This is a genomic window from Bacteroides sp. (assembly GCF_029057325.1).
Lineage (GTDB): Bacteria > Bacteroidota > Bacteroidia > Bacteroidales > Bacteroidaceae > Bacteroides.
The window spans coordinates 1-12730 of the sequence record NZ_JAICZW010000139.1; the positions used below are offsets into that span (position 1 = coordinate 1).

The 12730-nt window shown below is 48.0% G+C and carries 14 protein-coding genes; 11 read left to right on the forward strand and 3 right to left on the reverse strand.

Annotated features, from left to right (window positions below; all coding sequences use genetic code 11):
* Positions 1–236: 236 nt before the first annotated feature.
* Genes K2G43_RS08650 through K2G43_RS08665 form a run of 4 tightly spaced genes read left to right on the forward strand, consistent with a single transcriptional unit; the run spans position 237 to position 1428 of the window.
* Positions 237–476 (forward strand): DUF3791 domain-containing protein, encoded by a 240-nt coding sequence (locus K2G43_RS08650; RefSeq protein WP_297644281.1) that lies wholly within the window; start codon positions 237–239, stop codon positions 474–476.
* 8 nt (positions 477–484) lie between these two features.
* Positions 485–964, forward strand: a complete 480-nt coding sequence (locus K2G43_RS08655; protein ID WP_366525019.1) for a DUF3990 domain-containing protein — start codon at positions 485–487, stop codon at positions 962–964.
* Positions 942–1193 (forward strand): hypothetical protein, encoded by a 252-nt coding sequence (locus K2G43_RS08660; RefSeq protein ID WP_300154250.1) that lies wholly within the window; start codon positions 942–944, stop codon positions 1191–1193. Before K2G43_RS08655 ends, K2G43_RS08660 begins: the two co-directional genes overlap by 23 nt.
* 55 nt (positions 1194–1248) lie before the next feature.
* On the forward strand, positions 1249–1428 hold the full coding sequence (locus tag K2G43_RS08665; RefSeq protein ID WP_300154253.1) for a hypothetical protein: 180 nt from the start codon (positions 1249–1251) through the stop codon (positions 1426–1428).
* Positions 1429–1521: 93 nt separating this feature from the next.
* On the opposite strand, the gene K2G43_RS08670 is transcribed toward K2G43_RS08665, so the two are convergent.
* Entirely contained in the window at positions 1522–2277 is a 756-nt protein-coding gene (locus K2G43_RS08670) for a helix-turn-helix transcriptional regulator (RefSeq protein WP_300154256.1), read from the reverse strand.
* Between the two features lie 91 nt (positions 2278–2368).
* On the opposite strand from K2G43_RS08670, the gene K2G43_RS08675 reads away from it, so the two are divergent.
* From K2G43_RS08675 to gcvT, 7 genes are all read left to right on the forward strand, one after another.
* The gene (locus K2G43_RS08675; protein WP_300154259.1) at positions 2369–2932 is read left to right on the forward strand and encodes a sugar O-acetyltransferase; all 564 of its coding nucleotides are present in this window, start codon (positions 2369–2371) and stop codon (positions 2930–2932) included.
* 18 nt (positions 2933–2950) lie between these two features.
* On the forward strand, positions 2951–3607 hold the full coding sequence (locus tag K2G43_RS08680) for a DUF1349 domain-containing protein (RefSeq protein WP_297644276.1): 657 nt from the start codon (positions 2951–2953) through the stop codon (positions 3605–3607).
* A gap of 128 nt (positions 3608–3735) precedes the next feature.
* On the forward strand, positions 3736–5898 hold the full coding sequence (locus tag K2G43_RS08685; RefSeq protein ID WP_300154262.1) for a glycoside hydrolase family 97 protein: 2163 nt from the start codon (positions 3736–3738) through the stop codon (positions 5896–5898).
* A 123-nt stretch (positions 5899–6021) separates the two neighbouring features.
* Positions 6022–6210 (forward strand): hypothetical protein, encoded by a 189-nt coding sequence (locus K2G43_RS08690; RefSeq protein ID WP_300154265.1) that lies wholly within the window; start codon positions 6022–6024, stop codon positions 6208–6210.
* A 109-nt stretch (positions 6211–6319) separates the two neighbouring features.
* Positions 6320–7729 (forward strand): amidophosphoribosyltransferase, encoded by a 1410-nt coding sequence (locus K2G43_RS08695; RefSeq protein WP_300154268.1) that lies wholly within the window; start codon positions 6320–6322, stop codon positions 7727–7729.
* A gap of 108 nt (positions 7730–7837) precedes the next feature.
* Entirely contained in the window at positions 7838–9058 is a 1221-nt protein-coding gene (pepT, locus tag K2G43_RS08700) for a peptidase T (RefSeq protein ID WP_297645172.1), read from the forward strand.
* 131 nt (positions 9059–9189) lie between these two features.
* Positions 9190–10275, forward strand: a complete 1086-nt coding sequence (gene gcvT, locus K2G43_RS08705; RefSeq protein WP_300154271.1) for a glycine cleavage system aminomethyltransferase GcvT — start codon at positions 9190–9192, stop codon at positions 10273–10275.
* A 92-nt stretch (positions 10276–10367) separates the two neighbouring features.
* On the opposite strand, the gene K2G43_RS08710 is transcribed toward gcvT, so the two are convergent.
* Together K2G43_RS08710 and K2G43_RS08715 are read right to left on the reverse strand one after the other, a co-directional pair.
* Positions 10368–11891 (reverse strand): M48 family metallopeptidase, encoded by a 1524-nt coding sequence (locus K2G43_RS08710; protein ID WP_300154274.1) that lies wholly within the window; start codon positions 11889–11891, stop codon positions 10368–10370.
* Positions 11892–12073: 182 nt separating this feature from the next.
* Positions 12074–12325: a type B 50S ribosomal protein L31 gene (locus K2G43_RS08715; protein WP_297645163.1), complete on the reverse strand. Its 252-nt coding sequence runs from the start codon at positions 12323–12325 to the stop codon at positions 12074–12076.
* Positions 12326–12730 lie beyond the last annotated feature (405 nt).

A 12730-nucleotide genomic window follows, 5' to 3' on the forward strand; every position in this document is an offset into this window, starting at 1 on the left:
ATATGTTTGTGTTCAGTACGGTACTGAATGAGGTTCACTATACGACTCATTCAATATGTGTTTAATTGTCTATTTTTTTTATATCTGTAGAAAATATGCTGTCATTTCGAATATCGGATGAACCCTTTTAAGGAAATGAAGATTTTACGTCCGAAAAATAGATTGTTCAGAATAGATTTTGTACATTTGGATGTTGAAACCAAATGGAAGAGGACATATCCTGAATAGAAGCGGTTATGGAAGAGATTAGAAAAATATCGAAAGAGCAAATCCAGATGGCTTTTGTTGCCACCTGCATTGAGACTACGGCAAGGCAACAGGGCACTGATTACCTTGAAATATACCGTCGGATGGAACGGGTCGGCATGATTGAAGACTACATCCTGCCCAATTACGAAACCCTCCATAGCGAGAGCCGTGAAGTGTTGGCAGAACGTTTGATGGAGTGCTTAAACAATTGGGAGGCTGCGTTATGAGTACGGTAATGGTGTATCATGGAAGTACTGAAAGAGTGGAAAATCCTATCTGTAGATTCGGGAGAAAGAATCTTGATTTCGGACAGGGATTCTATATAACTAATCTGCGTGAGCAAGCTGTCGCGTGGGCGAATAATATGGCACGAAACAGAAAACAAACTGCCCTGCTCAACCGATACAGGTTAGATAGAGATGCCATTCTTGAAGTGGCTAAATGCAAAGTATTCAAGGCTTACGATGAAGAATGGCTGAGATTCATTGTAGGAAACCGTTTGGGAGAGAATCTGGCAAAAGAATATGATTATGTAGAGGGTGGGGTAGCCAACGACCGTGTCGTTGATACTATTAACCTTTATATGGCAGGATTGATGGAACTTAACTCTGCCTTGAAGGAACTTGCAAAGCATCAGCCTAACAACCAGATGTGTATCTTAAATCAAGACTTGCTTAACAAATATCTTGTATATGATGGAACAGAAGAACTATGACAGTCCGACCAAATCGCCGATAGTGCAGGAAATCATTATGAGTAATAGGATAGGAGCCATTTCCGTACTTTTAGCAAAGCATCTTCAGATAGACAATGTAAGGGCGTTGAAGTTATTCTATGAGAGTGAGACGTGCCGGAAGTTGCATGATAAATTGACAGGGTTTTATTTGTATGGTGACCTGTATGTGGTGGATGAGTTTATGCGAGAGATGGAGGATAGGCAGTGATTTTTTCCTATCTTTGGGGCTGATAAAGAAAGGTTGAACTATGTCAGAAACAGAAATGAACAGTTGTCGACTGACGTCAATGGAAGAGCCGGGCGATGAACGTATGGCTCAAATAATGCGTGAGGTCGCTGAGGATGCTCGCGAAAGTACTCGCCGGGCTGCTGAACGTGTGGCCGCAGGAATTGAGTCTGTGACACAAGCAGCACAGGAGAAATGGGGGGGAGACTATAAATAGAATTAAGAATGGCGGCAAGTAAACATCTTTGGGCTATTCCCATTCTTCCCAAATAAAAGCGGTAAAGGTGATTGAGGCAATAAATTCCTCCCACTATATCATCCCCAACTCTTTACCCACCCTGCACGCCTCAATCGAATTTTTCACCTGCAACTTCCCTAAAATCTCTTGCCGGTGCCGGCTGACCGTATGGATGCTGACACTGAGTATTCCGGCTATTTCTTTACTTGTCAACCCTTTGTTTATGAGACTCAGCACCTGTTTCTCTCTACCGGACAATATCTTTGCATTGTTCTGTTTGTCCAGTTCCTCCGTCTGCCCGTTGGTAGAGTTGACTATCAGGCATTTGGAGGGAAGGTCGAACAGCAAAGGGGTGTAGAGGCATAGAGCCAGCCACAACGTGTCGTCGGTGGGAGCGGAAATGTAGAATATCCGGTGCACTGCAGGGATATAGCTGTTCGTGCCGTTTCTCATGCGGAGTTTGCTTGTCAGGTAGTAGTGGGCACGTCTCTTTTTAGGCTGCCGCTTGACGAAATGGAAGAAACAGAGCTCTTGCAGATGCTTGTCCGCCAAATCGTCGGGATGGATGAAGCTGAAGATTTCCTCTTCCCAAATGGATGACACCTTGCCTTCCGTTCCACATTTGCCCGAATCCAGCATTTGCGCGAAGCCGCCATAATAGAGGTAACTGGTGTTGGTTCGCAAGTCGCTCAGCACGGCAATGGCGTTCTCCATTCGCGCATAGTTGCAGGCTATATCCTTATATCTGTTCAGCATTTCCGCATACGGCAGTTCTTTCGCAAAGTCTTGCGCTGAGAACTCCTTGTTCAGTATTTCCCTTGTATCCATTCGGTAGTCGATAAAATGGTTATTTATAATCATTGTGCATTATCCTGCAATGCTTTACCTTTGCAAAGGTAATGAAAATCAATGATTATCTATGATGAGTGAAAAAGAAAAATGCCGCCGGGGCGAGTTGTACGATGCCAACAATGATGCGGAGCTGATAGCTGAGCGAATGAAGTGCAAAGACCTATGCCACAGGTATAACCAACTGCTTCCTTCGGAAACCGAGCGCAGGGAGGAGATTATTGCCCGGCTGTTTGGAAAGACGGGAAGCCGTTTCCTGATAGAGCAACCGTTCTTTTGCGATTACGGCTACAATATAGAGATAGGTGAGAATTTCTACGCCAATGTGAACTGCGTCGTGCTGGACGAAGCCAAAGTTACGTTCGGCGACAATGTCTTCATCGCTCCCAACTGCGGCTTCTATACAGCCGGGCACCCCTTCGATGTGGAGCAGAGGAACCGTGGGCTGGAATATGCGCGGCCGATTACCATCGGCAACAATGTATGGATAGGTGCGCAGGTGTGCGTGCTGCCCGGAGTGACTATCGGCGATGATTGCGTCATCGGGGCAGGCAGTGTGGTCTGCAAGGATATTTCTGCCGGTTCGCTGGCTGTGGGGAATCCCTGTCGTGTGATACGAAAAATCAATTGTTGAAATAAAAAGTATTTAAGAATGAAAAAGTTATTGTTGAGTGGATGGATGATGGCCGCTTCTATGGCCTGCATGGCACAGTCGTTGGAAAAGATGCAGTGGTTTAACGAACCCGAACAATGGAAAATTGAAGGCAACTCGCTTTCGATGGAGGTCACTCCACAGACCGATTATTGGCGCATATCCCATTATGGATTTACCGTGGATGATGCTCCGTTTCTGTACACCCTGCGTGGCGGAGAGTTTGAGGTGAAGGTGAAGATATCGGGCGACTACAAGACGCGCTTCGATCAGTCCGGACTGATGTTGCGCATCGACCGGGAAAATTACATCAAGGCAGGCATCGAGTTCGTGGACGGAAAGTACAACCTCAGTACCGTTGTGACCCATCACACGAGCGACTGGAGTATCATTCCTGTGGAACGGCCTCTGCCCTTTGTCTGGATAAAGGCGGTACGCCGGCTGGATGCCGTGGAGATTTTCTATTCGTTGGACGACAAGGAATACACGATGATGCGCAATGCCTGGCTGCAAGACAACTGCCCCGTTATGGTGGGAGTCATGGGCGCTTGCCCCGACGGCAAAGGCTTCCGGGCAAAGTTCGAGGAATTCTCCATCAAGCATCTGCCGGACCAGCGCCGTGTGCAGTGGCTGGAGAAAAACAGCGAAGGGAAATAGTATCGGATTAAATTCTTCTTATGCAAACGTTTGCTGACGAATGTACGGCGATTTTCTCCGATATTCAGCAGCGAACGTTTTTTTCCTCTTTATCTTTGCAGCACGATAATTATTTTATAAACAATAACATGAGAAACATGAAAACAATTTGCACGAAACTGGCCTGCTTGTTGCTCGTCTTATTGGTAGGCGGCATAGCAAAGGCGGAGAGCATCACCTCGCCCAACGGCCAACTACAATTGAACTTTTCGGTAAACGCACAGGGCGAACCTGTTTATGAACTCTCTTACAAGGGAAAGCCCGTCATCAATCCATCCAAGTTGGGACTGGAACTGAAGAACGACCCGGGTCTGATGAATGGTTTCACACTGGCAGACGCCAAGACCTCTACCTTTGATGAGACATGGGAACCGGTGTGGGGCGAAGTGAAGCAAATCCGCAACCATTATAACGAACTGGCTGTGACGCTCAACCAGAAGGCACAAGATCGGAACATCGTCATCCGCTTCCGCCTGTTCGATGACGGTTTGGGCTTTCGTTACGAATTTCCCTTGCAGAAGAACCTGAACTATTTCGTCATCAAGGAAGAGCATACCCAGTTCGCTATGACCGGCGACCATACGGCCTTCTGGATCCCGGGCGATTACGATACACAGGAGTATGACTATACGGAGTCCAGACTTTCTGAAATCCGTGGCCTGATGGAAGGTGCCATCACGCCCAACTCCTCGCAGACCACTTTCTCGCCAACAGGCGTACAGACCTCCTTGCAGATGAAGACTGCCGACGGCCTCTACATCAACCTGCACGAAGCTGCTCTGGTGGACTACTCGTGCATGCACCTCAATCTGGACGACAAGAACTTCATCTTCGAATCCTGGCTGACACCGGATGCCGTAGGCGACAAAGGCTACTTGCAGGCTCCCTGCACATCGCCCTGGCGCACGGTGATTGTCAGCGATGATGCTCGCGACATCCTCGCCTCCAAAATCACGCTCAACCTGAACGAACCTTGCGCTTACGAGGACGTCTCCTGGATTAAGCCCGTGAAATACGTCGGCGTATGGTGGGAGATGATTGCCGGCAAGAGCACGTGGGCTTACACCGACGACCTCCCTTCCATCAAATTGGGAGAAGTGGACTATTCCAAGATGAAGCCCAACGGCCGTCACGCCGCCAACAATGAGAACGTGAAGAAGTACATCGACTTTGCCGCCGCCCATGGCTTCGACCAAGTGCTGGTAGAGGGCTGGAACGAAGGTTGGGAAGACTGGTTCGGCAAGTCCAAGGATTATGTGTTCGATTTCGTGACCCCTTATCCCGACTTCGATGTCAAGATGCTGAACGCGTATGCCAAGAGCAAAGGCGTGCGGCTGATGATGCACCACGAGACTTCCGCTTCCGTGCGCAACTACGAGCGCCATATAGACAAGGCATATCAGTTCATGGTGGACAACGGCTACAACGCTGTGAAGAGCGGCTACGTGGGCAACATGATTCCCCGTGGCGAACACCACTACGGCCAGTGGATGAACAATCACTACCTCTATGCCGTGAAGAAGGCTGCCGAATATAAGATATGTGTCAACGGCCACGAGGCAGTGCGTCCCACCGGCCTGTGTCGCACCTACCCGAACCTGATTGGCAACGAATCGGCACGCGGCACCGAGTACGAGGCATTCGGTGGCAGCAAACCGTTCCACACCACGCTGCTTCCCTTCAACCGTCTGATTGGCGGTCCGATGGACTACACGCCGGGTATCTTCGACACGAAGCTCGACTTCATGGGCGACTTGCCCCACGGACAAGTGCAGACCACGCTCTGCAAGCAGATGGCTCTCTACGTCACCCTTTACAGCCCCTTGCAGATGGCTGCCGACGTGGTGGACAACTACGAGAAGCACATGGACGCTTTCCAGTTCATCAAGGACGTAGCCGTAGATTGGGACGACAGCAAGTATATCGAGGCGGAGCCGGGCGACTACATCACCGTAGCCCGTAAGGCAAAAGGAACCGACAACTGGTTTGTGGGAGGCATCACGGATGAAAACGCACGTACCGCCAACTTCACACTCGACTTCCTGGAGCCGGGTAAGCAATACGTGGCAACACTCTACGCCGACGGCAAGGATGCCGACTACAAGACGAATCCCACTTCTTACCAGATAAAGAAAGGCATCGTGACCAATAAGACCAAGATGTCCGTGAAGGAAGCACGTAGCGGTGGTTTTGCACTGAGTCTGATAGAAGCGACTCCGGCAGACAAGAAAGAAGTGAAGAAATGGAAATAAGGATAAACAATTCTGATACGGATTGGTGTAAAGGTTAATAGTTTTTTAGGATAAAGAAAGTTTCAGTAGGTATTGGTTGAGCCTCGCGGGAGTTAAATCTCGCGGGGCTTTTCTTATAAGATATTGAACGACATCTTGAATTGCCGTCGCCCATTGACTACTACTACTGCACTGCTGTTTGAGGCTGCTTGGGGAATTAGCGCCAGACTGCTGATGCGTATGCAGTTGGACTGCAACATGCAGCAGACTACAAGTGACAAATCTTTTATGGAACGTTTGGCACAAATACGGAAATATGCAGCGTTGCTGTAGAACTTTCGGATTTATGCTTTTTTTATTCATTTCAATCCACCTTGAATTTCGCAAATTCTTTCTACCTTTGCATCCGTTAAACAAATAACCTAATTAACACGAAAAGTATATGGGAGGTTTTTTCGGAACAGTGGCTAAGGCAAGTTGTGTGGCCGACTTGTTTTATGGTACAGATTACAATTCTCATTTAGGAACAAAACGCGGCGGTTTGGCTACTTTTGATGCGGAAACCGGAATGTTTACCCGTTCCATTCACAATTTGGAAAGCACCTATTTCCGCACGAAGTTTGAAGATGAACTGGATAAGTTCAAAGGAAATTCCGGCATCGGAATCATCAGTGACACAGACCCTCAACCCCTTATTCTTAATTCTCATCTCGGGCGTTTTGCTATTGTGACGGTGGCTAAAATCGTAAACCTGCAAGAATTGGAGGCCGAACTGCTGCAGCAGAATATGCACTTCGGCGAGCTCAGTTCGGGCAAGACCAATCAGACGGAACTTATCGCCCTGCTCATCATACAGGGCAAGACGTTTGTGGAAGGCATTGAGAATGTCTTTAAGCACATCAAAGGCTCATGCTCTATGCTGTTGCTGACCGAAGACGGCATCATTGCCGCTCGCGACCAGTGGGGACGTACCCCCATTGTGCTGGGAAAGAAGGAGGGTGCCTACGCCGCCACCAGCGAGTCGAGCAGTTTCCCGAATTTGGATTATGAGATAGAGCGTTTTATCGGACCGGGCGAAATCGTGCGCCTGACCGCCGATGGGGTGGAGCAGTTGCGCAAGCCCAATGAGGAGATGCAGATTTGCTCGTTCCTGTGGGTCTATTACGGTTTCCCCACCTCTTGTTACGAGGGCAAGAACGTGGAAGAGGTTCGCTTTGCATCGGGCTTGAAGATGGCGAAGATGGACAAGTCGGAAGTGGATTGTGCCTGCGGCATTCCGGATTCGGGTGTGGGCATGGCGTTGGGTTATGCCGAAGGAAAGGGCGTGCCTTATCATCGTGCCATTTCCAAATATACGCCGACTTGGCCGCGTAGCTTCACACCCAGCAGGCAGGAGTTGCGTTCGTTGGTAGCCAAGATGAAGCTGATACCCAATCGTACCATGCTGGAAGGGAAGCGGTTGCTGTTCTGTGACGATTCCATTGTGCGCGGCACGCAGTTGCGCGACAATGTGAAGGTGCTCTATGACTACGGTGCCAAGGAGATACACATGCGCATCGCCTGTCCGCCGCTGATATACAGTTGCCCGTTCGTTGGCTTCACGGCTTCCAAAAGTGACTTGGAACTGATTACCCGCCGCATCATCAAGGAGCTGGAGGGGGATGAAAACAAGAACCTTGACAAGTATGCCACTACCGGTTCGCCGGAATACGAGAAGATGGTGGAAATTATCCGCGACCGATTCGGATTGACATCCTTGAAATTCAACACCTTGGAAACGCTAGTTGAGGCTATCGGTTTGCCGAAGTGCAAGGTCTGTACCCATTGCTTTGACGGTAGCAGTCACTTCTGATTAATAAAGTGTATGTAATTTCAGATTTATGATTTCAGACTTCAGCAGAATGCCAGTCGTTCATAAATCTGAAATTATAAGTCTGAAATCATAAATCTAAAAAATACCATGACTTTAGTAGAACGTTTTTTAAAGTATGTGAGCTTTGATACTCAGTCGAACGAGGAAAGCGGGGTGACTCCGAGTACCCCGGGGCAAATGGTGTTTGCCCGTTATCTGAAAGAAGAGTTGGAATCTTTGGGATTGGAAGAGATAACGTTGGACGAGAACGGCTATCTGTTTGCCACCCTTCCTGCCAATACCGACAAGGCGCTGCCCACTATTGGTTTCATTGCCCACATGGATACCAGTCCTGATATGAGCGGCAAGAATGTCGCTCCGCGTATCGTGCCTAACTATGACGGAAAAGACATTGTTCTTTGTGCCGATGAGAACATCGTCCTTTCTCCCGCCCAATTCCCCGAACTGCTCGACCACAAAGGGGAAGATCTGATAGTGACCAATGGTAAGACCCTGCTCGGTGCCGACGATAAAGCCGGCATTGCCGAAATCGTTTCGGCGATGGTCTATCTGAAAGAGCATCCTGAAATCAAGCACGGAAAAATCCGTATCGGCTTCAATCCGGACGAGGAAATCGGCATGGGTGCCCATAAGTTCAATGTGGAACAGTTTGGTTGCGAGTGGGCTTATACGATGGATGGCGGTGAAGTGGGCGAACTGGAATTCGAGAACTTCAATGCAGCTTCTGCCAAAATCGTATTCAAAGGACGCAATGTTCATCCGGGTTCTGCCAAGGGCAAGATGATAAACTCCATGTTGGTGGCAAATCGCTTCATGTCCATGTTGCCGGCAAACGAAACTCCGGAACATACCGAAGGCTACGAAGGCTTTTATCACCTGATAGGCATCACGGGAGAAGTGGAGCAGACCACTGTTTCTTATATTATCCGCGACCATGACCGCGCTCGCTTCGAGGCACGTAAGCAGGAAATGGAGCGTCTGATTGGTATCATCAATGCCGAATATGGTGCAGGTGTTGCCACGCTCGAACTTCATGACCAGTACTACAACATGCGCGAACAGATAGAGCCGGTGATGCACATCATTGATACTGCGTTTGCTGCTATGAAGGCAGTCGGCGTAGAGCCTCGTATCAAAGCCATCCGTGGAGGTACGGATGGTGCGCAGCTCTCCTTCAAGGGCTTGCCATGTCCCAATATCTTTGCCGGTGGCCTGAATTTCCACGGACGTTATGAGTTTGTGCCCATCCAGAGCATGGAGAAGGCCATGAACGTCATTGTCAAGATAGCCGAATTGGTCAATGCTTAAAAGCTGGATGTTGGATTTCTGATTTCAGAGTTCAGTTACGGACTTATCCCACATGGCATAAACCTGAAATCTGAAGTCAGAAGTCATAAATTATAAATCTGAAATCATAAATCTTTTAAATCTTTAAAATCATGAAAACTACTCCATTTACCGAAAAGCATATCTCGCTGGGTGCCAAGATGCACGAATTTGCGGGATATAACATGCCTATTGAATATTCGGGCATCATCGATGAGCATCTCACCGTTTGCCAGGGTGTCGGCGTATTCGATGTTTCACACATGGGAGAATTTTGGGTAAAAGGTCCGCAGGCTTTGGCGTTCTTGCAGAAAGTGACCTCCAACAATGTTGCCGCGTTGACTCCCGGTAAGGTGCAATACACCTGTTTCCCCAACGAGGATGGTGGTATTGTGGACGATCTGCTGGTTTATCATTATGAACCGGAGAAATATCTTCTGGTGGTGAATGCCTCCAACATTGAGAAAGACTGGAACTGGTGCGTATCCCACAACACTGAAGGTGCTGAGCTGGAGAACGCTTCCGACCGCATGGCGCAGCTTGCCGTGCAAGGTCCTAAGGCCATTCTTGCTTTGCAGAAGCTGACTTCCATCGACCTTTCCGCACTTCCTTACTATACCTTTACGCACGGTGAGTTTGCCGGAGAAAAAGATGTCATTATCTCCAATACTGGTTATACCGGTGCGGGCGGATTTGAGATTTACTTCTATCCGGAAGCAGCCATGAAGATTTGGGATGCCGTATTTGAGGCAGGTGCTGAATTCGGCATCAAGCCCATTGGTTTGGGGGCACGTGACACGCTCCGTCTGGAGATGGGATTCTGCCTGTACGGCAACGATTTGGATGACACTACCTCACCCATTGAAGCCGGGTTGGGATGGATTACCAAGTTTGTGGAAGGCAAGAATTTCACCAACCGTCCGATGCTTGAGAAGCAGAAAGCTGAGGGCACTGTCCGCAAACTGGTCGGTTTCGAAATGATAGACCGCGGTATTCCCCGTCACGGCTATGGATTGTGTGATGCGGAGGGTACTGCCATTGGCGTAGTCACTTCGGGTACCATGTCGCCTACCCGTAAGATTGGTATCGGTATGGGTTATGTGAAACCGGAATTCAGTAAGCCCGGTACGGAAATCTGCATTGATGTGCGGGGTCGCAAGCTGAAGGCAGTGGTAGTGAAACCGCCTTTCCGCAAATAGAATGAAGAGTTAGAAATGAAGAATGAAGAATTTAGCTGCGCTATGATGCCGTATGATAAATTCTTCATTCTTTATTTTTAGTTTCTTATTTTTCAGATTCTGCTTATCTTGTCCAGCATTTGTTTTGCCCAACTCATCTCTTTATTGGTCCATTCTTTCTCTTCCCCTTCAATGTCTTGGCCTTTATAGCTTGAAAGCAAGGTAAGGTATTCTTTCAGAATATCGGCGGCTTGAGCCTGCTTGTTCATGCGCATCAATAGTAAGGTCCGCTGTTTGTATATATCCAGATTGGGACTTGTTCCTGCCAGTTCCTGTGCTTTGTCTAGTAGGGCAAGGCAGTGGCTGTTTACCTCTTTTGTATTGGACAGCGCCATTTCTGCTTTTACCAGAAGGACGTAATCGTTGTCCGTGGCGAGTCTGTTGTCTATGTTTTTGTGTATCAGCCGGGCGGTTTCCTTATAATGCTTGTTGGCATAGTTCATGGCGGCATTGAAGGAGACAATGTCACTGGTGGTCCGGAGGTAGGGGCGTGCACTCAAGTTATGTGTCTCGCCGGCTTTCGCCATGCGTTTTTGCAGGTTTCCGATGCTGCCGTAGCGGGGAATCTCTTTGTTGTATTGGCGTTGTTGATAGTAACCGGTGATTTTGTGGAGTGCCGATGACAATCCGCCGGGGTTGTAGCCTTTGAATTCCAGCAGTTCGCGGGCGATGCGGTCGGCGGATATTTCTTGAGGAGCCTTGTATTTCATTCCCAGTCGGTCTGTTGCCGGAATGCTCAGGAGGGAGGCGATAGTGCCGATATTTGCCACCAGGCTGACAGCGTATGCGTCGTCATCATTATCCCAATGGGCTATATCGAGTGCTGCTTCAGCTGTCGCACTGAAGACTTCGGCCCAGAAAGCCGCACGCTTGGCACGCCGTTCGGCACGATGGATGTTATATACTTGATGGTCAAGAACGAAGTGTCCCAGTTCGCAGGCGATGACGGCGGCCAGTTCGTCTTCAGAATCGAGGGTGCAGAGCAATCCGGTGCTGATTACCATCGAGCCATTGGGCAGCATGAAGGCATCCGGTTCGGGCGACTGGATGAGGCGTATATTCAGGTTTTCTTTGCGATTGCTGTCAATGGTGATGGCATTCAATTTAGAGAATACGCCTTGCACGTAGGAAGTCATGTAGTCGTCTTGATAGGCTATCTCGTTTAGTTTTTCGAGGTAGTCACGACACTCTTCGTCTATTTCTTGGCGTAGTTTATGCCTATAATTGTAGTTGTAGAAATGTTCGTAAAGGTGATATTTCAAGTATATTTGCTGCCAGAATTCCCGATCGGTTTGCGGGGTGGACAGGGCAATGAGGTTCATTTCTTCCGAAGGGATAGTCTCTTGTATGCCGTTTACTTCAACGGCGTAAAAGATTTCTTTCCCTTTTTCGTTGGGGCCATGCATCTTGACAACCCGGCGGATGGTAACCGGGGTGCCGGCCGGAGATTGTCCGTATTTTTGGGTCAGTTCTCCTTTGACGGCAATGATTCCACTTAAATCTTTGTGTTTGGATTTGGCAAATCCTGCTGTTGTGGCGAGGATTGCCAGAACGAATAGGGTGGTGAGTCGTTTCATATTATTGTATGTCTTGATTTCGATAGGGCAAAAGTAGGAAAGTATTTTTCCCTATGCCTGCTTTTTCCCCTATTTGATGGTAGGAAAATCCCTATTTGTCGAAATCCTCGTCAAGGATGGATATGAAAAAAGGGAATCTCTCTTTATGAAAGACTCCCCTTTTTCAGTTCACTTGAAACTGATTATTTCTTGCGGTTACCGTAACGGCTCATGAACTTATCAACACGACCGGCGGTGTCAACCAACTTGGACTTACCGGTGTAGAACGGGTGAGAAGAACTGGAGATTTCCAGCTTTACCAACGGGTAAGTTTCACCTTCGAATTCGATAGTTTCTTTCGTGTTGCAAGTGGAACGAGACAAGAACATGTCACCATTTGACATATCTTTAAATACTACCGGACGGTAATTTTCGGGATGAATACCTTTTTTCATTTTGATATTTGTTTTTTTTAATTTGTTATTCGGTTACTATTTTGGTAATAAATAGTGTAATGGTCTTATTTTTCAGAGCGCAAAGATAAGGCATTTCTCGGAAATAGAAAAATGTTTCGTGAAAAAAATAGCCTTATCTTCACGGCTTCTTTCATCGTAAGGAGTTAGAACCGATATTTTTGCGGCTACATACACAAGCGTGTCGTTTTTAATTTCTCTAATTTCTCTGATTTCTCTGAATTTGCTATAAATCATCAATATTTACATAAATTATTCCTCTCTCCCCAAAAACGTCACATTCAGTTCTTCCTGTCCGCCTCTTGTCCGGCCCGTTTCTGCGCCATAGTTTCTTCGACTCTTCTTCGGACGTTCTTCGGACATTCTTCGGTCCTGGGGAGTGGAGTT